We start from the raw sequence: 21,167 nt of genomic DNA on the forward strand, positions 1-21,167 counted from the left end.
ATCAAATTTTAAAAGGATTAAGGATTCTATGAAATTTATTGGAATAATCCCCGCCCGTTACGGTTCTTCACGTTTCCCTGGGAAGCCTCTTGCTATGCTTGGAGGAAAGAAGGTTATCGAGCACGTTTACAGACAGGTAAGCAGTGTGCTGGAAGATGTCTATGTGGCTACGGACGACCCTCGCATACACGATGCCGTTCAGGCGTTCGGCGGAAAGGCCGTAATGACCCGTTCCGACCATAAGAGCGGTACAGACAGAATCTGCGAAGCACTCGACAAAATAGGCGGTGACTTCGAAGTCGTCGTCAACATACAGGGCGACGAGCCTTTCATACAAAAGAGCCAGATCGAGACGGTCATGTGTTGTTTTGATGATCCACGCACACAGATTGCCACGCTGGGCAAGCCTTTCGAGACCTTCGAGGCTGCCCGGAATCCCAATTCACCCAAGATCGTCCTCGATAACGACGGCTATGCCCTTTACTTTTCACGCTCCGTCATTCCTTTCGTCCGCGGCAAGGAGACTTCGGAATGGCTTTCCTCCTATCCGTTCCTTAAGCACATCGGGCTTTATGCCTACCGCACGGAAGTGCTGCGGGAGGTAAGCAGTCTTCCACAATCTTCGCTTGAACTGGCGGAAAGTCTCGAACAGCTGCGATGGCTGCAGAACGGCTATAAAATCAAAGTGGGACTGACGGATGTGGAGACCATCGGCATCGACACGCCGGAAGACCTGCAACGGGCAGAGCGGAAACTGTCTGTTTTGTAAAGCGGAAAGGCGGGCATGTCGGATGGCAGACAGAAAATATACGGTCCGCCCGGCAGATAATCAACAAATATTAGCTATCTTTGCAAGGAATTTCAAAAAACTGTTTACAATGAAGAAATCAATCCTTACGCTCCTGTTCTTGATCTCCATTTCCGTAGGTGTACAGGCGCAGGCCGCCGGTTCTCCTGCCGATACCGCCAAGGTTTACCATGTCATTGACAAGATGCCGCAGTATCCCGGTGGACAAGGGGCGCTGAGAGCCTTCCTCGTATTGAACCTTCATTATCCTGTTGTAGCCGAGAAATCCGGTGTACAGGGAAGAGTCGTCATGAAGTTCACTGTCAGCAGAAACGGAAGCATCAGGAATCTGTCTGCCGTAGATTGCAAGATTACAGACTATGACAAAAGGGTCTTCAACAGATTGACGGCTGATGAACAGATGAAACTTAAAAAGGCTTGTGCAAAAGGCTTTGCAAAAGAAGCCGCACGTGTCATCCGGTTGATGCCGAAGTGGGAACCCGCTGAGGCGGACGGGAAGAAAATAGACGTGGCGTTCAGCCTGCCGGTCGGTTTCAATCTCAGATAGACCGAATGGTCTGGAGACGAACGGATGTGCCTTTTCTCACAGCAGGAAAAGGAGGAAGAAATTCGGGCAACCGCTCTTATTACATTCTGTGTCCTTACGGATAACCACTCCTTGAACAACTTCTTTTCAATATGAACAACAGATATATGATGCGCGGCGTAAGTGCTGCCAAGGAAGATGTGCACAACGCCATCAAGAACATCGACAAAGGTCTCTACCCGCAGGCTTTCTGCAAGATTATCCCCGACATCCTCGGTGGCGACCCGGAGTATTGCAACATCATGCACGCGGACGGAGCCGGCACGAAGTCGTCACTCGCCTATATGTACTGGAAGGAGACCGGTGACATCAGCGTATGGCGCGGCATCGCACAGGACGCCATCGTCATGAATACGGACGACCTGCTCTGTGTGGGGGCGATAGACAATATCCTGGTCAGCTCCACCATCGGCCGCAACAAGCTGCTTGTGCCGGGCGAAGTGATCTCTGCCATCATCAATGGTACCGATGAACTTCTGGCTGATATGCGCAGGATGGGAATCGGCATCTATCCCACAGGAGGTGAGACCGCCGATGTGGGCGACCTTGTCCGCACGATTATCGTGGACTCGACGGTCACTTGCCGTATGCGCCGCAAGGACGTAATCGACAATGCAAACATCCGTCCGGGTGATGTGATTGTCGGCCTTTCATCTACCGGTCAGGCGACATACGAGACCCGATACAATGGCGGCATGGGCAGCAACGGACTGACCTCCGCACGTCATGATGTCTTTGCCAGATACCTTGCAGAGAAGTTCCCGGAGAGTTACGACCATGCTGTTCCTGAAGAACTGGTCTACAGCGGCAAATACAGACTGACCGATGCCATTGAAGGCTGTCCGGTCAATGCCGGAGAACTGGTCCTCTCTCCCACACGCACCTATGCACCGGTCATCAGGCGGCTGCTGGACGAACTGCGCCCCGAGGTGCATGGAATGGTACACTGCACAGGCGGTGCGCAGACGAAGGTTCTTCACTTCGTTGGCGACAACTGCCGCGTCGTCAAGGACAATATGTTCCCTGTCCCTCCGCTCTTCCGTGCCATCAAGGACTGCAGCGGAACAGACTGGAAAGAGATGTATCAGGTATTCAACATGGGGCATCGCATGGAAATCTATGTCCGTCCGGAGGTGGCCGGTCAGGTCATTGCCATCAGCAAGTCATTCAACATCGACGCTCAAGTCATCGGACACATTGAAGAAGGCAGGCGCAGCCTGACCATCAAGAGCGAGTTCGGGAACTTCGATTATTAAAGCCATGACCATAAAGGATGCCATATTACTGAGCCTGGAAGATTTTCCCAATGGTGCAACAGGTCGTGAGGTATATGAGAATATCCTCCAGAGGCGTATCTTTGAATTCAACAAGGAGGCAAAGACACCCGATGCGACAACCTGTGCACAATTGACAACAATGGTGAAACATGGGGATGTCCGCATTAAACGTTTTAAGAACGATAAAAATGTCTATTGTTACCTCCTCTGCAAGTATTCTTCCAGTTCAGAGAATACTGTTACGACACAGCCTTCTCCCATGAGAACAAAAGCCGGCTTTCATGAAAGGGACCTGCATCCTCTTCTCTGCAGTTATCTCAATTACAGAGGGATTATGGCAAAGACCATCTTTCATGAGAAGTCTACAAAAGCTGAAGATCATCAGAAGTGGGTACATCCTGACATAATCGGAGCAAAATTCACCGGGCAGAAGAATTCTATCTGCAACGCGCTCTTCAAAGCATTAAACAAGAACGATTCCCTGTGTCTGTACTCTTATGAATTAAAGCGCAGGATAGACAATGATTATGAGTTGAAGAAATGCTTCTTTCAGGCTGTATCGAACTCAAGCTGGGCCAATAAAGGGTATCTTGTCGCATTCGACATAAATGAAGACCTTAGAGAAGAACTCGCCCGCCTGAATCATTCTTTCGGTATAGGATTCATATTGCTCAAAGCCAACCCTTACGAGAGTCAGGTGTGGTTTGATGCCGTAGACAGACAGTTGGACTTCAGTACGATAGACAAACTATGCGAAATCAATGCGGACTTCAAGGAGTTCATCAGACTTGTAGAAGCAACGATGACGGCCGATGACAAACACTTCAATCCCTCTAAGGCTGCACTCGGTAATATATGTGACAAATTCCTCCTTGGTGACGGAGAAATACAACAATATTGCATAGAACACAACATCCCGACAACAGACGAAGAAATATAATAACACAGGATAAATCAAGATGACAGACAACAACAATATATTACAGAAGCTCGACGGTCTTGAGGCCCGTTACGAGGAAGTATCTACGCTCATTACCGACCCGAGCGTCATTGCGGACCAGAAACGTTACGTAAAGCTGACAAAGGAATACAAGGATCTCGGCGACATCATGGATGCCCGGCGCCGTTACGTCAACTGTCTTACGACCATCAAGGAAGCAAAGGACATCATCGCCAACGAGAGCGATGCCGAAATGAAGGAGATGGCTCGTGAAGAGCTGTCAGAAAATGAGGGGCTGCAGCCGAAGATTGAAGAGGAAATCAAGCTCCTCCTTGTTCCGAAAGATCCGGAAGACGGCAAGAACGTACAGATGGAAATCCGGGGCGGTGCCGGCGGTGATGAGGCCGCATTGTTTGCCGGCGACCTTTTCAATATGTACAAGCGTTACTGCGACAAGAAGGGCTGGAAGCTGTCTGTCACTTCCGTGTCGGAAGGAGCCGTAGGCGGTTTCAAGGAGATTGACTTTGCGGTTGAAGGCGAGAACGTGTACGGAACGTTGAAGTATGAGTCCGGTGTCCACCGTGTGCAGCGGGTACCTGCAACCGAGACACAGGGGCGTATGCACACCTCTGCCGCGACAGTGGCCGTTTTGCCGGAGGCCGACAAGTTTGAGGTGAACATCAACGAGGGTGACATCAAGTGGGACACTTTCCGTTCCAGCGGCGCCGGCGGCCAGAACGTGAACAAGGTGGAGTCCGGTGTCCGTCTGCGCTATCCGTGGAAGAATCCTAACACGGGGGAGGTCGAGGAGATCCTCATTGAATGTACCGAGACCCGTGACCAGCCGAAGAACAAGGAGCGTGCACTGAGCCGTCTGTACACATATATCTATGATCACGAGCATCAGAAGTATATCGACGATATTGCCAGCCGCCGCAAGACGCTTGTCTCTACCGGTGACCGCAGTGCAAAAATCCGGACCTACAACTTCCCGCAGGGCCGTGTTACCGACCACCGCATCGGCTTTACCACTCACGACCTCCAGGGGTTCATGAACGGTGATATCCAGGAGATGATTGATGCTCTAACGGTAGCAGAGAATGCAGAGAAACTGAAGGAAACAGAGTTATAAGATTTCAACCTATACAGCAGGGATATGCCGAACCGGCAAATGAAAGATGACCAGTAGGGACAGGCACCCTCATCTATCCGACACACGTTGGAATGTGCGGACAGACGAGGGTGCCTGTCCCTATTGATTACTTACATGGACTTTGACGTGATTCTTTCACATAATATTTCATTAAACACTCAATATGAACAGACAGCAGCTTATCCACCAGATCTTCACGAAGAAAACCTTTCTTTGCGTCGGTCTCGACACAGACATCAGCAAGATTCCTGAACATCTGAAAAATGAGACTGATCCGATCTTCGCCTTCAACAAGGCGATCATTGATGCCACAGCCCCTTATTGCGTGGCCTATAAGCCCAACCTCGCTTTCTATGAAAGCTATGGACTGAAAGGCATGATGGCCTTTGAAAAGACCATCCAGTATCTGAAAAACCATTACCCCACACATTTCATCATTGCTGATGCCAAGCGTGGCGACATCGGCAATACCTCGAAGATGTATGCCCGGACATTCTTCGAGGAATACGACCTCGACTCTGTCACCGTCGCTCCCTACATGGGCGAAGACAGCGTGAACCCCTTCCTCGAGTATAACGGCAAATGGGTAATACTTCTGGCACTGACCAGCAACAAGGGCAGCCACGACTTCCAGCTGACGGAAGACAAGTCTGGCGAACGGCTCTTCGAGAAGGTGCTGAAGAATTCTCAGGAATGGGGAACACCCGAGAATCTGATGTATGTCGTCGGTGCCACACAGGGCAGGATGTTCGAGGATATCCGCCGAATTGCTCCAGAGCATTTTCTCTTGGTGCCAGGTGTCGGGGCACAGGGAGGAAGTCTACAGGAAGTCTGCAAATACGGGATGACAAAGGACTGCGGTCTGCTTGTCAATTCGTCCCGCGGCATCATTTATGCCGGCAAGGGAACAGACTTTGCAGAAGCTGCTGCCCGGAAGGCCAGAGAAATGCAGGAAGAAATGGCCGTTGAACTGAATCGATCCGTCAGGTAAATTATGCAGTCGAGGAACTGGAAGAGGATGTGCATCCCAGACATAAGACCTTAGCAGAACAGCGAGGACTCAAGTTGAGAGCTTTAAAATATGTTTACAAAAAAGAAGCCCCTCTAATTTAGATTTCCAACTTATATGGAGTCGCTTCTCACTTGTAACATACAGCATTCCAGCCTGTTACAAATCGGAATGGAAAAGAGGCCTGAATGGAGGCCAACTAAGCACCAGTAAGGCCTCAACTAAGCACCACTTGGATCTCAATTAATGCCTGATAAGGATGCAGATAAGCCCCGCTTGAAATCAGGGACGATTTTATCTTTACAAAAGATAAGCCGATAGAATGCAAAGACAGGAGATATGCCTTCATACATCGAGGCTTATCTCCTGTCAATCTGATACCGCAGTAAAGTGAAAAAGACACTGTAAGAAGGCCGGTCTCATAACAACAGGTATGTGTCTGCATGAAACCCTTGGCAATACGCCTTGCAGCATATTGTCCCTGCTTCAGATTCTCATCCTCTTCAGAATATCATTCATTTTCTGCTTCGTTTCAATACGCGTCGGCACTAAAGGAAGACGCAGAACATTCTCGATCATCCCCATGTCATTCAGCAAAGCCTTGCAGCCTGCCGGGTTTCCATCGACAAAGAGCAGTTTATAAAGTTCCGTAAACTGATGATGTATTTTGCGCGCAGGCTCATACTCACCATTGAATTCCAGACGGATCATACGTGAGAACTCCTTGGGGAGTGCGTTGCCGATAACCGAGATGACACCAACTGCACCGCTTGCAATCATCGGGAAAGTCAGTGCGTCGTCACCACTGATTACTTCGAAGTGTCTGGGTTTGTTCTTGATGATCTCGTCAACCTGTTCCAGATTGCCTGATGCCTCTTTTATGGCGACGACGTTGTCAAAGTCAGATGCGATACGCACCGCCGTCTCGGCAGTCATATTCACCCCCGTTCTTCCCGGCACATTGTACATGACAACCGGCAGCGGGCTGGCCTGTGCGATTGCCTTGAAATGCTGATAAAGCCCTTCCTGGCTGGGCTTGTTGTAATAAGGACAGATGCTGAGAATGCCGTCAATGCCGCTCCAGTCTGTTGTCTTGACTTCATCTACAACTGCCGCCGTATTGTTTCCCCCACAATACTTCAGAATCGGCACACGTCCCTTGACCACTCGTTTTATCACGGCAGTCAGCTCGTTTTTTTCAGCCTGCGTCAGGCAGGGAGCTTCACCTGTCGTAGCAAGGATACAGAAGAAATCGGCACCATTGTCCAGCTGATATTCAACCAGTCTTACAAGTGCATCATAATCTATACTGCCATCTTCCTTGAATGGAGTTATCAATGCTATACCTAATCCGTGAAAAACATTCTGCATAGTAATTTATCGTCTTTAAAAGACGCACAGTAAAGACTCCCCGGGGAGCAAATGCGCAGTCCTGTTCGTATTCTGACACCCAGAGAGCGTCTGTCAATATCGTTGCAAATATAGCAAATTATTGCCAATCGTCAAAGACTTTTGTACTTTATCTTCAAGGGCAGGGGGACAACCGGTCCAACCAGGCTCACAGCCTGTCACATTAGTATGACCCTATCCAAAGACATATCATTCCAAGAAGAACGAAACACAGGTCGATAGCCTTTGCCTTCAGGTTCTTTTCCCTGAACAGCAACGCACCGCAAAGGAAAGAGACAATTACCGACCCTCGGCGTACCATCGACACGATGGAAATCATCGCACCGGGCATTGACAGTGCATAGAAGTAGGCGAAATCTGCCATCGAAAGGAAAAGGGAAATGAGGAGAACTGACCATTTCCACTTGAAAGGTGTATGCGCCGCCTTGCTGCCATGCCTTCTCACCTTATATATTATGAATACCGCTGCCATCATCAGGCATTGATAGATGTTGTACCAGCTCTGTGCCATCATGCGGTCAAGTCCTACTCCGCCGTTCTCAGGACTTGCCATCAGATACTTGTCGAGCAGTCCGCTGCACGTTCCCGTCAATGCTGCCAGCACGAGAAAGCAGATCCACCTGTTGTGGCTGAAGTCAATGCCTTCTTTCCGGCCGCTCCGTGCCAGAAGAAACAGGGAGGCCACGGCAAGAACGACACCGGTCCACTGCCAGCCGTTCAGCCGTTCTCCAAATACGGCCATTGCTCCCACAAGCGTCATCACCGGACGTGTGGCATTCACGGGTCCGACAATCGTCAAGGGGAGATGTGCTATGGCGAAATAGCCGAATACCCATGACAGCAGAACAATCATGCTCTTCAGCAAGATCCAACGGTGCATCTCCCAGCCGCCGGACCCGACATAGAAGATACTGCCATCAAGCACACAGGTGTCCTGTGACAGCAGAATCAACGGCAGAAATATAGCCGAACAAAAGAGGGTGTTGAGAAACAGCACGGGTATGACATCGTTCCCACGCAGAGAGTACTTCTTCGATGTGTCATAGAATCCCAGCAGAGCTGCCGAGACAAAAGCCAGTAAAACCCACATGAAAGCGTTGTTTTAGTATTTTATATCCCAAAGGAAGAGTGCATTTCCGGGCATGCTCTCGCCGGCATCACTTCTTGTTCCTCCGTCTACAATCTGCCTGAAGTCAGCCAGAGACAATCGCCCTCTCCCTACATCGACCAGAGTTCCGACAACCGCACGCACCATATTGCGAAGAAAACGGTTGGCAGTAATCACAAAACACCAGTTGGCGATTGTACTCCCCGAGGACAAGGAAAGCCCGTCCCCGAAAGGTATCCAGCGTGCTTCCGTCAAATTACAAAAGGTGGTTTTTACGTCTGCACCAGCCTTGCAGAAACATTTGAAGTCCTTCTCCCCTATCAGATAAGAGGCAGCCTCATTCATCTTGTCGAAGTCAAGCGGGTAATGTATCTCACATGAGTACCGGTGCGAAAAGGGTTGTTTTCCGGTATGGATATAATAGTGGTAGGTTCTTGATACAGCTGAGAAACGAGCATGGAGATCCGCACTGACGGCCTCGATTCTGCTCACAGAGACGTCACGAGGCAGCAGACGGTTCATCTTGTAAACAAGCTGTCCGCTGTCGAACGGCTGTGCCGTATCGAAATGTGCCACCATCATCCGTCCATGCACACCGGCATCCGTACGGCCGGCGCCTGTTACGGTGATTGTCTCTTTCAGCAGGATAGACAACGAGCGTTCAAGGACTTCCTGTACAGAAATACCGTTCGGCTGGATCTGCCAGCCGTGGTACGCCGTCCCGTCGTATGACAGGGTGATAAAGTATCGTTGCATAATCATGTGCAAATTTACGAAAAATTACCTGAAATCTGTCTTTCCGGCAAGAAAACTCCATAACAACCACACACCCATCAGCATGGCATAATATACAGCCAGCTGGAGGATAGTGACGTGCAGGTTTCCGATACTTGCCCAGGGAAAAGATGCAAGCCAGTGAAGTGCCGTGTCCTGACAGTAGACCAGTTGTCCTACCATTTGACAGAGAAAGGAAGAAAGAGCCGGAAAAGGAGAGAGGATCAGCATGAAGACGGATGACCAGATGATCATCATTGTCCCTGGTACAGCAATGAGGCTGCCGGGGATGAAAACCGTAGAGAAACGGCAGAAATAAAAAACTATCAGCGGTGCTGTCCCCAACTGTGCGGCAACCGATACCGCCGTCATCCCCCATAACCACCTGCCTGCGGCACAATGCTTCAGATACCGGGAAGACAGAGTCTGATACAGGAGCGGATAGAACAGCAGTATCGACCACACGGAAACAAAAGACAGCTGGAAGCCAATGTCGAAAAGGCTGAGAGGATTGCAGAAAAGCATAATGACCGCTGTCAGAGCCAGCGTATTCACCGAGAGCCGGTCTCTGTTCAGAAGACTGACAAACGAATAGATGGTCAACATCATAGCAGAACGGACCACAGAGGAAGACATTCCGACCAATACGACATAACTCCACACTGCAAAGAGCACGGTTAGCTCACTGATTCCTTTCCGCCGAAGTCCCGGCAGCAGGCGTTCGACCCGCCCCAGCAGAAGCATCAGCAGCCCATAGACAACCGTCAGATGCAGTCCGGACAAGGCAAGCACATGACTTGCGCCGGTGATGGAATAATCCTCCTTCAGCTCTTTGCCAAGCAGATGCCTGTCACCCAGCGTCATGGCAGTCACAACAGCCAGGGCGTCCCCCTCAAGATTGTCAGCCAACTTCTTCATGAGTTTCTGCCTGCATATAGCAGCTGTCAGGAGCGACCTCTGGAAAAAACTCATTGGATGAAGATTCACCTTTTTCTTCCGCCATTGGTCAGGGCAGAGGAATGTTTCCGCAGAAAAACCGTGCAGCCTCAACCATCGGGCATAATCGAATGTCGCATCCGAAAAGTTCATAGGCTTCTCCAGATAAGCCATGGCCTCTATGCCGTCACCCGTGTGCAGGGACCGGTAACGATTCGTCAATGTGTCACGAAAGATGGAGGCTTTGGCCTTCAGCAGGCCGTTTTCCCTTATAACCATCAGGTCCGTCTGGACAACCTTTCCATGGATAACCGGCTCGGAAAGAAGAACTGCATTGAATCCGGCTATACGTTCCGGCAGTTTCACCTGCATAGACAGCTCCCGATCTGCTACCAATGCAGCTCCCGTCATAAAGACTGCAACGAGCAGCAGCAGACTTTGGATGTACTTCCGATGCCGCACGACAGATGCCGCAACGACCATACCGACGGCCATCGCCCACCACCACACCGGTCCGACCTTATCCACGACTGCATCGCCCACGGCAATACCCAGCGACAGCGGTACAAGCAGCTTTACTGCGGGATACATCAGCAGGTCTGTTTTTCGTTTCATAGCATCATGCTTTCACGTACCAGCTGCAAAAATAATAAAAAGAAACGAAACGGCAAGGATAACTCTTCTAATCTTGCAGGAACAGCAGATTATAAGTATCTTTGCCGCATGATATTCTACTTTTCTGGTACAGGCAACAGCCAATGGGCTGCAGAGACGCTGGCTTCGGAAACCGGTGATACGCTGGTCTCTATTCCGGACGTGCTCGGCAGTGAATGTCGCTTTGAATTGAAAAGCGGCGAACACGTAGGCTTCATCTTTCCGATACACGGCTGGAGAGTACCCCGCATCATAAGAGAGTTCCTGGGCAGACTGTCATTCGGACCGGGAGGAGGCGGGACTGACGGTACCATGCACTATTGCTTCTGTCTTGTTACAGCCGGCGACTCCATCGGCAAGGCCATGGAACGTTTCCAGCAGCAGCTCATATCCGTTCCGTGCGGGCGGTTACTGAAACTGGAGGCCGTATTCTCACTGGTCATGCCCGAGTCGTATGTCGGTCTGCCCGGCATGGATGTAGATACAAAAGAAAGGGAAGCCGTCAAGAAAATGGCGGCGGAAGAAGAGCTGAAGCGGTTTTCCAAGGCTGTCAGAGGGCATCTCTGCGGCGTGGAAGGGAAACCATGGGGATGGGAAAGACTGGAACGGGGACCGATACCCTCTTTCTTCTCCGGTCCGGTCGGCGGATTCTTTGAACGTTTCCTTATCACCGACACCCCTTTCCGTGTGGACAGCAGCCGCTGTGTCAGATGCGGCATCTGTGCCGGTGTCTGTCCTGTAAACGACATCAAGGGCGGACTGGGGCATGAGCCTGACTGGTTGCACAACGGGAAATGCCTTACCTGCTTTTCCTGCTATCACCATTGCCCTCACCATGCCATTGAGTATGGGAAACGCACAAAGAATAAAGGACAATACTTCTACAAAAGAAGCAGGCTGCATTCCTGAGGGGCGCAGCCCCCAATGACGATGTTTCATCCAGACATAAAAAAAGCTGCAGGCCTCAACCTGCAGCTTTTTCTATATATCTTTATGTAACTTAATTCTTAAAGAAATCCTTGACAGCCTCATTAGGAACCATCTGCTCGTCGAAGACATAAGCACCGGTCTTGGGGCTCTTTACCATCTTGATAACCTTTGAGTATGCGCGACCGTCCGATGAACCTTCATGGAGGGTAGCGACCGCTTTCTTTGCCATAGTTTGTCTGTTTTAACTATTAACTATATCTCTTCAGGCGAGCTTACTTGATCTCCTTGTGAAGAGTCATCTTCTTCAGAACAGGATTGTACTTCATGAGCTCAAGACGCTCAGGAGTATTCTTACGGTTCTTTGTCGTCACGTAACGGCTTGTACCAGGCATTCCGCTGTTCTTCATCTCTGTACATTCCAAGATAACCTGGACTCTGTTGCCTTTAGCTTTCTTTGCCATGATATTTAGTCTCCTATTACCTTAATGTCTTTCCAGTCAACATAGCCCTTGGAAACAGCCTGCTTGAGGGCGGCATCAAGACCTACCTTATTAATCAGACGAAGACCAGCAGCGCTGACCTTCAGCTCAATCCAGCAGCCTTCTTCTACATAGTAGAATTTCTTGCTGAAGAGGTTGACATCAAAGCTTCTCTTCGTACGATGCTTTGAGTGAGACACATTGCAACCTATCTGTGCCTTCTTTCCTGTGATTTGACAAATCTTAGACATTTCTATCTTTGTTTTGTGATTCGTTAATTGATACCTATTCCAAACAGGGTGCAAAATTACAAAAAGTTTTCAATTGAGCAAAACTTTTGCTGCGATAATTGCTGGTTTTAAACTTTTTTGCAGGTTCATTCGGACTTTATATCCATTTCTTTCAGGAAATCAAGCATCAGGCGGATGGCTTTGTTGGTGGCGATGGCGAGGTTGATGTCACGCCCGAAATCTTCTGTCAGCTTGAAGGCCCGAACCTCGTTTTTACTGCCATAAGCCAGCCAGATCGTCCCCACTGGAATGTCTTTCGTTCCACCGCCGGGTCCGGCATAGCCGGTCGATGCGATGGCGAAATCCACGCCGATAGCCTGAATAGTTCCCAGTACCATCTCACGGGCCACCTCTTCCGAGACGGCTGTCTTTTCCTCCAGCACTTCATGGGAGACACCGAGTATCTTCTCTTTCACCTCATCCGTATAGGCGACGATACCCCCCTTATAATAATCGGACGAACCGGGAATGGCGATAATCGCTTCACTGATACGGCCGCCTGTACAACTTTCGGCCGTGCCGATGGTCAGTCCTGACGCATAAAGAATATCGCCGATCTGACGAGATATAATCTTACTTTCAAAATCCATAATCTTAATTTTACAAGGGATGGTTTTATGTTGTTACTCGAAGGTCACTTTGCTGAAGACCGGAATGTCCATCCGGGTGAAATCCCTATCCTCATATTTGAAAGTGCCTACGCTGGCAATCATTGCGGCATTGTCGGTCGTGTAGCTGAACTTCGGGATGTAAATCGTCCAGCCATAGCGTTCAGCGTGGTCATGGAAGGCATTGCGCAGACCGTTGTTGGCGGAGACGCCACCTGCGACGGCCACCTGCCTGATGCCCGTCTGCCTGACCGCCAGCCGCAGTTTCTTCATGAGAATGTCTACGATGGCATGTTCCAGACTGGCTGCAATATCCTCCTTATGATGCTCGATGAAGTCCGGATCTTCCTGTATCCACTTTCTCATGCTGTAGAGGAATGAAGTCTTGAGTCCTGAGAAGGAGTAGTCGAACCCCCCGACATTCGGTTCGGCAAACTGATAGGCCAGCGGATTGCCCTGTCGTGCAAGTCTGTCGATGACAGGTCCTCCGGGATAGCCCAGTCCCATTACCTTCGAACACTTGTCGATCGCCTCGCCGGCAGCATCGTCGATCGTCTGACCGAGCACCTCCATGTCGTTATAGGCATTCACCTTGACGATCTGCGAGTTGCCGCCGGACACCAGCAGGCAGATGAACGGGAACGGAGGCATGTGGTTGTCCTCCTCGTTCTCTTTGATGAAATGCGCCATGACATGCCCCTGCAGGTGGTTCACCTCGATCATCGGGATATTCAACGACCGTGCGAAGCCTTTTGCAAAGTTCACCCCGACCAGCAGACTGCCCATCAGCCCAGGCCCGCGCGTGAAGGCTACTGCCGAAAGCTGCTCCTTCGTGATTCCGGCGCGTTTCAGCGCCTGGTCGACTACGGGCACGACATTCTGCTGATGCGCCCTCGAAGCAAGCTCCGGGACGACACCGCCATAGGCCTTGTGTACATCCTGTGATGCCGTCACATTGCTGAGGATGACGTGATTCTTCAGAACGGCCGCGCTGGTATCGTCGCAGCTGCTTTCTATACCTAATATATATATATCTTCCTTTTCCATTATCGTCTTCTTGTTCTGACAAGATGCAAGGCAGGACACGCCGGCCGAATGCCGCATCGCTACGTCGGTATCAATGGGTCAGGATCTCCAGACCGTGCTCTGTCATTACGAACGTGTGTTCCCACTGTGCAGAGGGGAGTTCGTCACCGGTGATCACTTCCCAGCCGTACGGGTCATCCGCATCTATGAATACTTTCCATGTACCCATGTTGATCATGGGCTCGATGGTAAAGACCATCCCCGGCACCAGCAACATTCCCGTACCTTTGTGCCCGTAGTGCAGGACATCCGGCTGTTCGTGGAAGTCGAGTCCCACGCCATGCCCGCAAAGGTCACGCACGACCCCATAACCGTTCTTCTCGGCATGCTTCTGGATGGCATGGCCGATGTCGCCGACATAAGAATAGGGCTTGGCGGCTTCGGCTCCTAATTCGAGACACTCCTTGGTGACACGTACCAGCTGTTCCTTTTCCGGCGTGGTCTTTCCCCCTACGATGAACATCCGGCTTGCATCTGCATAATAGCCGTCCACGATCGTCGTCATGTCAACATTGACGATGTCACCCTCCTGAAGGACGTCCTCTTCCTTCGGAATACCGTGACAGACCACTTCGTTGATGCTCGTGCAGACGCTCTTCGGATAGCCTTCGTAATTCAGGCAGGCCGGAATCGCATTGTGATCCTTGCAGTATTGCATGCAGATATCATCTATCTCCTGTGTATTCATTCCTACGTGAATCGCCTCTGCGACGGCATCCAGGCAGCCGGTATTCACTACTCCGCTCTTGCGGATGCCTTCTATCTGCTCAGGTGTCTTGATGAGATCACGTGTAGGAACGAGTTTGCCTTTCTTTTCAAGGGCCATGATCTTCAGATCCATTTCGGTGGGTTCCTGCCCCTGAAGGCAGTGCCACCTCTTCTTCTTTAACTGCATAGCTTCAATCTTATCTTTTACCGGGACAAGGCTGGCAGGTACAGCGGGCGGTCGTTTCCCGTCTGCGGATGCTGCTTATCCGTTGCAAAAGTACTATAATTCAGAGACAAAACAAAATAAATCAAGTCCTTTCTTATACAAGATACAGATTTGTCCTCTTCCTGCTGTCTGATGAAAATGAAAGGGGCGTACTATCGGCCTGACCTGAAGTGAGATGTCGTCATGCGGAGGCAAAGGAAACCCCTTTGCATCCCGCCCCCTATTGACAATCCTATACATTCCCGACCGATTGGGAACAGGAGTACCAGCCGCCGGGAACGGGAGTACCAGCCGTTGGGAACAGGAGTACCGGGCGTTGGGAATGCCGTTCCCAATCCGTAGCGGACAGGACCCTGTCCGTGTCACCGTGTCCGGCTCTGCAATCCCCCACCCTGCCAGCTATTGTGGCAGACGAACCATAAAACCTCTGCAAACTCTTCCCGAAAGTATGGCGGAAAGGTATAACAGACTGACGGACAGTTGTTCCATTCGGATGGAAAGAAGCGTCCTGCGGAGGTTTCAATAGAGGAAAAAAGAAAAGTGGCTTCAGGAATTTGGAATGATGAGGTTTGTCTCGTGAGTTGACGGCTTTGATGAAATACCACACAGAGGCAGAGAGTGAAAGGTGAAAATCCTATAACGGGGCATCGTCGGTGCGTGGAGGCATTTGATAGTTTTGTCAGAGCATTTGTCTGTGAGAATCATGAATGGCGTTTATCCCGAAAATAAAAGGACCCCGTGCGTTACCTCTCTGTCGCTCTTCTGTGCCATCGGCACCTCCATGATATTTTTTAGAGCTTCTCCGTGTGCCTTATTATTATGCAGCAGGCTTATTTTATCATTCCCTATTACGGAAGAAACAAAGCCAAGTCCCCCTATAAAGGGAGGACCTGGCTTGGGAATTTATTAGCGGTTAGAGACAGTTTGTTTATCCTGCCATGCTCTTTAGGTCTTCCTCTACGGTGGTTATACCGCTGAGCCCGAAGTTCTCAACCAGTACTTTCAGCACGTTCGGGGAGACGAAGGCCGGCAGCGTCGGGCCGATATGGATGTTCTTGATGCCCAGGTAGAGCAGTGCGAGCAGGACGATGACGGCTTTCTGCTCGTACCATGCGATATTGAACTCGATAGGCAGGTCGTTGATGTCATTTGCACCGAAGATCTCTTTCAGCTTCAGAGCCACAACCGCCCATGAGTAAGAGTCGTTGCACTGACCTGCATCCAGCACCCGTGGAATGCCGTTGATGTCACCGAGGTTGAGTTTGTTGTATTTGAACTTGGCACAGCCGCTGGTCAGGATGACCGTGTCCTTCGGCAGGTGTGCGGCGAACTCCGTATAGTAGTCGCGGCTCTTCATGCGTCCATCGCAGCCGCTCATCACAATGAACTTGCGGATAGCGCCGGACCTGACCGCCTCGACGACCTTGTCGGCCAGGGCGAATACCTGTGCATGGGCGAAACCGCCGATGATCTCTCCCTGCTCGATGGCTGTCGGGGCCTTGCAGGTCCTGGCGATCTCGATGACCTCTGAGAAGTCCTTGTGACCGTTCTCGTCAGGCAGGATATGCTTCCAGCCGGGGAAACCCGTCGCATTCGTCGTGAAGACACGGTCTTTGTAGCTTGCCTTGGGCGATGGAGGAACGATGCAGTTGGTCGTAAAGACAATCGGACCGTTGAAGGTCTCGAACTCTTCTTTCTGCTTCCACCATGCGTTTCCGTAGTTTCCTACGAGATGCTTGTACTTCTTCAGTTGTGGATAATAGTGGGCCGGAAGCATTTCGCCATGCGTGTAGACATCGATGCCGGTCCCCTCCGTCTGCTCTAACAGCTGCTCGAGGTCCTTCAGGTCATGCCCGGAGATGAGGATGCCGGGGCGGTTCTCTGTTCCGATGTTCACTTTCGTAAGCTCCGGATTTCCGTATGCCTGTGTGTTCGCCTTGTCGAGCAGAGCCATGGCATCCACGCCGAACTTGCCTGTCTCTAAAACCGTGGAAAGCAGGGTGTCCATGCCTGCAGAAGGGTCTGAGACGATGGCAAGCGCCTTTTCCATGAAGGCGATGATCTCACCGTTGCGCTCGTTGAGGCGGGAGGCATGCTCGTAGTAGGCCGCCATACCTTTCAGTCCCAGTACGGTCAGCTCTTTCAGAGAACGCAGGTCTTCATCTGCATTGCGGAGAACTCCTTCCCGGTCGCCCTCGGCCTCGTAGCCGGCTTTTTCACCGCCCCATTTCACTTCCTGGAAGTCGGGCAGCTCCACATTCTTTTCTTTGGCGAGTGAGATCAGGGTCTGCTTGATGCGGACTCCGTTATCCACCTTGTTCAGAATAGCCTGGTCATCAAAATTGGCATTGGTTATCGTTGCGAAAAGTGCATCGACAAGATAGTCGCCTACCTCCTGCCCCGTTTCTACACCAGCCCCGCGCAGTGCGTCTGCTATTGTGGCGACACCCCTCACGACGCTAAGTAACAGATCTTGCCACCGGCTTGTCTCCGCTTTCTTACCGCATACGCCCTGAATTGTACAGCCCGTACCCTTTGCTGTTTCCTGGCACTGGAAACAGAACATCTTGTTCTCTTTCATGTTTTCTTGATTCTGTATTATGTTTCAAAATGTAATGACGAATGCAAAGTTATCGATTAAAACAAAGTGAAAAGGTAACATTTGTGACACCGGGTAGTTAAAAAAACACAAAACAACACGGTTGCGGTTTATGGCGTATAAGACATGTCCTGTATAAAAAGAAAAAGAAATTTGTCAATTGGATAGACCTTATATCATGAAGAAGTCAGGAACGGATTTGTAAACATTTTGCACGGGCCGCGTCTATCTGTATGCTTTTTTTTAAGAAAATTAATAACTAACAGATATTAAAAATCCTGCTATAAACTTGACAGTCTTAATTTAAAATATTATATTTGCAGTGTAATAACAGAAATGGTAACTAAAAATCCTCGGGTTATGACTAAGTACAATTTAACTGAAAAAAAAGAAAAGGTAGCCGCCTACCGTAGTTTGGTCAGTCCGCAACTAATGGATGAGTTAAAGGAGAAAATCCTCAATGTTATCCTTATTCAGCAACGTTACAAAGACAAGAACTATTCTGCCAAGCAGCTTGCTGAGGACTTGGGAACTAACACGCGCTACATCTCGGCTGTAGTGAATGTCCGATTCCACATGAACTATACGTCGTTTGTAAACAAGTTCCGTATAGAAGAGGCAATGGCGCTTCTGGTGGACAAACGCTACCAAGAACTGAACATGGAAGAGATCAGCGACATGGTGGGCTTCTCCAACAGACAGTCTTTCTATGCGTCTTTCTACCGTATCAACGGTGTCACGCCGCGTGACTACAGGATTCGTCATCTGGCACAGTTCCCTGCAGATGAGGCACATTCAAAGAAACGCTTAAAGGATTAGCATCAGGGGCGAGTGACAGAATGAATCAATGATTAGATCAGAAGAAGAGACTTTCAGCTTTCAGGATGAACAGTTTGCCGATATACAGATGTTACGGTATCGGCTTCCGGGATTTGAAAAATTGAATCTCCGGCAGAAAGAATTGATTTACTGCCTTTCAAAGGCGACGCTATTCGGACGTGATATCACTTTCGATCAGTTTGGCAAACACAACCTCCGCATCCGCAAGACGCTGGAGGCTGTTTATGAATACTACCAAGGTAACCGGTCGGAATATAATTTTCTTGCTCTGGAACTGTATCTGAAGCAGGTGTGGTTTGCCAGTGGAATTTATCATCATTACGCTTGTGACAAGTTCGTCCCCCTGTTTTCTGAAGATTTCTTCCGCAGTGCAGTGAGGACTGTGGATGCCGGGCTGCTGCCTCTTGCAGAAGAAGAGACGGTCAATGCCCTGCTGGACGAGTTGTGTCCGGTCATTTTTGATCCGGATGTTCTGCCCAAGCGGGTTGACAAGACAGACGGGAGAGACATCGTGCAGGCTTCCGCATGCAACTTTTACGAGGGAGTGACACAAGCGGAAACGGAAGCTTTCTATGCCATGAAGAAAAAGGAAGGACCGGCAGATGAAGCCCCTTCCTATGGACTGAACTCCACGCTTGTCAAGGAGAATGGACAGCTTCACGAAGACGTGTGGAAAGCGGACGGAAGATACGGAGCTGCCATCCGGAAGATTGTCTGCTGGCTGGACCGTGCCAAGGATTTTGCGGAGAATGATCAGCAGAGGCGTGTGATCGGTCTGCTGATACGCTATTACGAAACCGGGGATCTTCGTGATTTCGATGCTTACTCCATAGAATGGCTGCGTGAACAGGAAGGACATGTCGATTTCATCAATGGGTTTATTGAAGTCTACGGAGACCCGATGGGGCTGAAAGGCTCCTGGGAGGGAATCGTAGAGTATAAGGATGTTGAGGCCACCCGACGCACACAGACCATCTCGGCCAATGCACAGTGGTTTGAAGATCACTCTCCCGTCAACGCCTGCTTCCGCAAGCCGAAGGTAAAAGGTGTCACGGCGAACGCCGTCTGTGCAGCCATGCTGGGAGGAGACGAATATCCGGCTTCGGCCATCGGAATCAATCTCCCGAATGCCGACTGGATCCGGGCGGAGCATGGTTCGAAAAGCGTTACCATCTCTAATCTTACACACGCCTACGATATGGCGGCGAGGGGAAACGGCTTCCGTGAGGAGTTTGTCATCGATGCGGAAACACTTCAATGGATGAATCAGTTTGCCGACCAGACAGACAATCTGCACACAGATCTCCATGAATGCCTGGGTCATGGAAGCGGGCGGCTGCTTCCGGGAACCGATCGTGATGCGCTGAAGAATTACGGAAATACCATCGAAGAGGCGCGGGCCGACCTCTTCGGACTGTATTACATTGCGGACCGCAAACTCCTGGAGCTCGGCCTGCTCGACAGTCCGGATGCCTATAAGGCACAGTACTATGCCTACATGATGAATGGCCTGCTGACCCAGCAGGTGCGGATAAATCCGGGAAAACAGATAGAAGAGGCACACATGCAGAACCGTGCACTGATTGCCCGGTGGGCCGTGTCCCTGGGAAAAGAATCCAATGTGGTAGAACTTGTCACACGGAAAGAGGCCGGGACGTGCGGACGGAAAACATTTGTACGCATCAACGACTATGAAGCGCTGCGCCGTATTTTCGCATACGAGCTGGCCGAAATACAGCGCATCAAGAGTGAAGGCGACTTCGATGCCGCCAGGAAGCTGGTGGAGACATACGCCATTCATCTCGACACTGACCTCCATGCCGAGGTTCTCAGCAGATACAAGCGTCTGAATATAGCACCCTACAAAGGATTCATCAATCCGGTCTTTACGCCTGTTTACAACAAGTCGGGTGAGATTACGGACATCACCGTGGATTACTCTGAACCATACGTACGCCAGATGCTTCGGTATTCACATGAATACCAGACGCTCTGAGAACAGCCGGGAATCAGGAAGATCTGCTGTGTCATACGATCAGAATAAACTGCATGACACTGCATAGAGAGGCGGGAAGTCACCCGTCTTTCCGTCTGTCAGGAAGTGGATGTCGGGGTAACTTTCCTTGAAAAGGATGCGAAGAAGAAAACGTTGAATGTGCTTTTGACGGCCTCTCGCCCTCTGTATGAGAGATTCGGTTTCCCTCTGAAAAAGCTGCTTCAGTTTCCCTTTTGAAAAGCTGCTTCAGCTTTCTTCTTGAAAAGACATGGCAGGACTATACGACGGGAGAAGGGAAGCTGAAGATGCAGCATGATGGCAAAAAGAAAACACGGAGTCGACTGACTTCATGATGCAGGTCTGTCAGTGTGGGATTTGTTGGAACACGACTCTATCCACTTATAGCATTAATGCGAAAGAATGGGTCAGTCCTAAAACCCAGTTGCAAGCCTATCCTCTTAAGCACACAATTCCATAAGTCTATATAAAAAGAAAGGAATATCTGTCACTCCTCTGAACTGTGCCCTGAATGCCTTAACTTTAGCATTGAATGACTCGGCATTTGCATTCGTAGCTCTGTTTACAAAGAAATTGAGTATGGTCTGATAATGATTTTCAAACGTGTCAATCACTGTGTAGAAATTGTCCACTCCCAGCTCTTCAACCTCATTAAACCATTTTGCCAGCTTCAGCCTTGCAGCATCCTTGATGCTCTTGATGTTATAAATGTCGGTAAGTTTCATAGCCAAA

General features: G+C 50.1%; 21 protein-coding genes. 9 read left to right on the top strand and 12 right to left on the bottom strand.

Going from position 1 to position 21,167, the window contains the following annotated elements:
• The first annotated feature begins 28 nt into the window (after positions 1–28).
• The 6 genes from kdsB (at position 29) to pyrF (ending at position 5,755) form a co-directional block, all read left to right on the top strand.
• Positions 29–769 (top strand): 3-deoxy-manno-octulosonate cytidylyltransferase, encoded by a 741-nt coding sequence (gene kdsB / locus HMPREF9141_RS00105; protein ID WP_040554099.1) that lies wholly within the window; start codon positions 29–31, stop codon positions 767–769.
• Between the two features lie 109 nt (positions 770–878).
• Positions 879–1,355 carry an energy transducer TonB gene (locus tag HMPREF9141_RS00110; protein WP_040554100.1) on the top strand — a complete coding sequence of 159 codons (477 nt, stop codon included), beginning with the start codon at positions 879–881 and terminating at the stop codon, positions 1,353–1,355.
• A gap of 131 nt (positions 1,356–1,486) precedes the next feature.
• Positions 1,487–2,650, top strand: a complete 1,164-nt coding sequence (locus tag HMPREF9141_RS00115; RefSeq protein WP_007366312.1) for an AIR synthase-related protein — start codon at positions 1,487–1,489, stop codon at positions 2,648–2,650.
• 4 nt (positions 2,651–2,654) lie between these two features.
• Positions 2,655–3,611 (top strand): hypothetical protein, encoded by a 957-nt coding sequence (locus HMPREF9141_RS13955; RefSeq protein WP_007366313.1) that lies wholly within the window; start codon positions 2,655–2,657, stop codon positions 3,609–3,611.
• A gap of 19 nt (positions 3,612–3,630) precedes the next feature.
• Positions 3,631–4,743, top strand: coding sequence for a peptide chain release factor 1 (prfA, locus tag HMPREF9141_RS00125; protein ID WP_007366314.1), 1,113 nt, complete (start codon positions 3,631–3,633; stop codon positions 4,741–4,743).
• A gap of 184 nt (positions 4,744–4,927) precedes the next feature.
• Positions 4,928–5,755 carry an orotidine-5'-phosphate decarboxylase gene (gene pyrF, locus HMPREF9141_RS00130; protein ID WP_007366315.1) on the top strand — a complete coding sequence of 276 codons (828 nt, stop codon included), beginning with the start codon at positions 4,928–4,930 and terminating at the stop codon, positions 5,753–5,755.
• 504 nt (positions 5,756–6,259) lie between these two features.
• On the opposite strand, the gene dapA is transcribed toward pyrF, so the two are convergent.
• The 4 genes from dapA to HMPREF9141_RS00150 form a co-directional block, all read right to left on the bottom strand.
• A complete protein-coding gene (dapA, locus tag HMPREF9141_RS00135; protein WP_007366316.1) occupies positions 6,260–7,144 on the bottom strand; it encodes a 4-hydroxy-tetrahydrodipicolinate synthase in 885 nt (294 codons plus the stop codon).
• Between the two features lie 202 nt (positions 7,145–7,346).
• Positions 7,347–8,273, bottom strand: a complete 927-nt coding sequence (locus tag HMPREF9141_RS00140; protein WP_007366317.1) for an EamA family transporter — start codon at positions 8,271–8,273, stop codon at positions 7,347–7,349.
• 12 nt (positions 8,274–8,285) lie between these two features.
• Complete coding sequence (gene truA, locus HMPREF9141_RS00145) at positions 8,286–9,047, bottom strand: tRNA pseudouridine(38-40) synthase TruA (protein WP_174256057.1); 762 nt, start codon at positions 9,045–9,047, stop codon at positions 8,286–8,288.
• 24 nt (positions 9,048–9,071) lie between these two features.
• Positions 9,072–10,616: a ComEC/Rec2 family competence protein gene (locus HMPREF9141_RS00150; protein ID WP_007366319.1), complete on the bottom strand. Its 1,545-nt coding sequence runs from the start codon at positions 10,614–10,616 to the stop codon at positions 9,072–9,074.
• 108 nt (positions 10,617–10,724) lie between these two features.
• Here HMPREF9141_RS00150 and HMPREF9141_RS00155 point away from each other — a divergent pair, with 108 nt between their 5' ends.
• On the top strand, positions 10,725–11,564 hold the full coding sequence (locus HMPREF9141_RS00155; protein WP_007366320.1) for an EFR1 family ferrodoxin: 840 nt from the start codon (positions 10,725–10,727) through the stop codon (positions 11,562–11,564).
• A 91-nt stretch (positions 11,565–11,655) separates the two neighbouring features.
• Here the strand turns inward: HMPREF9141_RS00155 and HMPREF9141_RS12510 are convergent, their stop codons facing one another.
• The 7 genes from HMPREF9141_RS12510 to hcp all read right to left on the bottom strand — a co-directional run bounded on the left by HMPREF9141_RS12510 (position 11,656) and on the right by hcp (position 17,563).
• Positions 11,656–11,814, bottom strand: coding sequence for a DUF4295 domain-containing protein (locus tag HMPREF9141_RS12510; protein WP_007366321.1), 159 nt, complete (start codon positions 11,812–11,814; stop codon positions 11,656–11,658).
• A 43-nt stretch (positions 11,815–11,857) separates the two neighbouring features.
• The gene (rpmG, locus tag HMPREF9141_RS00160) at positions 11,858–12,046 is read right to left on the bottom strand and encodes a 50S ribosomal protein L33 (protein ID WP_007366322.1); all 189 of its coding nucleotides are present in this window, start codon (positions 12,044–12,046) and stop codon (positions 11,858–11,860) included.
• Between the two features lie 5 nt (positions 12,047–12,051).
• Positions 12,052–12,315, bottom strand: a complete 264-nt coding sequence (rpmB, locus tag HMPREF9141_RS00165; RefSeq protein WP_007366323.1) for a 50S ribosomal protein L28 — start codon at positions 12,313–12,315, stop codon at positions 12,052–12,054.
• A 125-nt stretch (positions 12,316–12,440) separates the two neighbouring features.
• Positions 12,441–12,944: a CinA family protein gene (locus tag HMPREF9141_RS00170; RefSeq protein WP_007366324.1), complete on the bottom strand. Its 504-nt coding sequence runs from the start codon at positions 12,942–12,944 to the stop codon at positions 12,441–12,443.
• Positions 12,945–12,977: 33 nt separating this feature from the next.
• Complete coding sequence (gene tsaD / locus HMPREF9141_RS00175; RefSeq protein WP_040554310.1) at positions 12,978–14,009, bottom strand: tRNA (adenosine(37)-N6)-threonylcarbamoyltransferase complex transferase subunit TsaD; 1,032 nt, start codon at positions 14,007–14,009, stop codon at positions 12,978–12,980.
• A gap of 70 nt (positions 14,010–14,079) precedes the next feature.
• Positions 14,080–14,943, bottom strand: coding sequence for a type I methionyl aminopeptidase (gene map, locus HMPREF9141_RS00180; protein WP_007366326.1), 864 nt, complete (start codon positions 14,941–14,943; stop codon positions 14,080–14,082).
• 967 nt (positions 14,944–15,910) lie between these two features.
• A complete protein-coding gene (gene hcp / locus HMPREF9141_RS00185) occupies positions 15,911–17,563 on the bottom strand; it encodes a hydroxylamine reductase (protein WP_007366328.1) in 1,653 nt (550 codons plus the stop codon).
• A 378-nt stretch (positions 17,564–17,941) separates the two neighbouring features.
• Between hcp and HMPREF9141_RS00190 the strand changes: the two genes are divergently transcribed.
• Both HMPREF9141_RS00190 and HMPREF9141_RS00195 read left to right on the top strand, forming a co-directional pair.
• Entirely contained in the window at positions 17,942–18,400 is a 459-nt protein-coding gene (locus HMPREF9141_RS00190) for a helix-turn-helix domain-containing protein (protein WP_007366329.1), read from the top strand.
• Positions 18,401–18,428: 28 nt separating this feature from the next.
• A complete protein-coding gene (locus HMPREF9141_RS00195; RefSeq protein ID WP_007366330.1) occupies positions 18,429–20,417 on the top strand; it encodes a dipeptidyl-peptidase 3 family protein in 1,989 nt (662 codons plus the stop codon).
• 458 nt (positions 20,418–20,875) lie between these two features.
• On the opposite strand, the gene HMPREF9141_RS13760 is transcribed toward HMPREF9141_RS00195, so the two are convergent.
• Positions 20,876–21,167, bottom strand: a 292-nt coding sequence (locus HMPREF9141_RS13760; RefSeq protein WP_040554101.1) for a transposase, incomplete at its 5' end; no start/stop codon positions are given.

The organism is Prevotella multiformis DSM 16608 (assembly GCF_000191065.1).
GTDB lineage: Bacteria > Bacteroidota > Bacteroidia > Bacteroidales > Bacteroidaceae > Prevotella > Prevotella multiformis.

What these genes read in the sequence shown, in the direction of transcription:
- kdsB (WP_040554099.1), top strand. Translation starts at nt 29, where the DNA reads ATGAAATTTATTGGAATAATCCCCGCCCGTTACGGTTCTTCACGTTTC.
- HMPREF9141_RS00110 (WP_040554100.1), top strand. Translation starts at nt 879, where the DNA reads ATGAAGAAATCAATCCTTACGCTCCTGTTCTTGATCTCCATTTCCGTA.
- HMPREF9141_RS00115 (WP_007366312.1), top strand. Translation starts at nt 1,487, where the DNA reads ATGAACAACAGATATATGATGCGCGGCGTAAGTGCTGCCAAGGAAGAT.
- HMPREF9141_RS13955 (WP_007366313.1), top strand. Translation starts at nt 2,655, where the DNA reads ATGACCATAAAGGATGCCATATTACTGAGCCTGGAAGATTTTCCCAAT.
- prfA (WP_007366314.1), top strand. Translation starts at nt 3,631, where the DNA reads ATGACAGACAACAACAATATATTACAGAAGCTCGACGGTCTTGAGGCC.
- pyrF (WP_007366315.1), top strand. Translation starts at nt 4,928, where the DNA reads ATGAACAGACAGCAGCTTATCCACCAGATCTTCACGAAGAAAACCTTT.
- dapA (WP_007366316.1), bottom strand. Translation starts at nt 7,144, where the DNA reads ATGCAGAATGTTTTTCACGGATTAGGTATAGCATTGATAACTCCATTC.
- HMPREF9141_RS00140 (WP_007366317.1), bottom strand. Translation starts at nt 8,273, where the DNA reads ATGTGGGTTTTACTGGCTTTTGTCTCGGCAGCTCTGCTGGGATTCTAT.
- truA (WP_174256057.1), bottom strand. Translation starts at nt 9,047, where the DNA reads ATGCAACGATACTTTATCACCCTGTCATACGACGGGACGGCGTACCAC.
- HMPREF9141_RS00150 (WP_007366319.1), bottom strand. Translation starts at nt 10,616, where the DNA reads ATGAAACGAAAAACAGACCTGCTGATGTATCCCGCAGTAAAGCTGCTT.
- HMPREF9141_RS00155 (WP_007366320.1), top strand. Translation starts at nt 10,725, where the DNA reads ATGATATTCTACTTTTCTGGTACAGGCAACAGCCAATGGGCTGCAGAG.
- HMPREF9141_RS12510 (WP_007366321.1), bottom strand. Translation starts at nt 11,814, where the DNA reads ATGGCAAAGAAAGCGGTCGCTACCCTCCATGAAGGTTCATCGGACGGT.
- rpmG (WP_007366322.1), bottom strand. Translation starts at nt 12,046, where the DNA reads ATGGCAAAGAAAGCTAAAGGCAACAGAGTCCAGGTTATCTTGGAATGT.
- rpmB (WP_007366323.1), bottom strand. Translation starts at nt 12,315, where the DNA reads ATGTCTAAGATTTGTCAAATCACAGGAAAGAAGGCACAGATAGGTTGC.
- HMPREF9141_RS00170 (WP_007366324.1), bottom strand. Translation starts at nt 12,944, where the DNA reads ATGGATTTTGAAAGTAAGATTATATCTCGTCAGATCGGCGATATTCTT.
- tsaD (WP_040554310.1), bottom strand. Translation starts at nt 14,009, where the DNA reads ATGGAAAAGGAAGATATATATATATTAGGTATAGAAAGCAGCTGCGAC.
- map (WP_007366326.1), bottom strand. Translation starts at nt 14,943, where the DNA reads ATGCAGTTAAAGAAGAAGAGGTGGCACTGCCTTCAGGGGCAGGAACCC.
- hcp (WP_007366328.1), bottom strand. Translation starts at nt 17,563, where the DNA reads ATGAAAGAGAACAAGATGTTCTGTTTCCAGTGCCAGGAAACAGCAAAG.
- HMPREF9141_RS00190 (WP_007366329.1), top strand. Translation starts at nt 17,942, where the DNA reads ATGACTAAGTACAATTTAACTGAAAAAAAAGAAAAGGTAGCCGCCTAC.
- HMPREF9141_RS00195 (WP_007366330.1), top strand. Translation starts at nt 18,429, where the DNA reads ATGATTAGATCAGAAGAAGAGACTTTCAGCTTTCAGGATGAACAGTTT.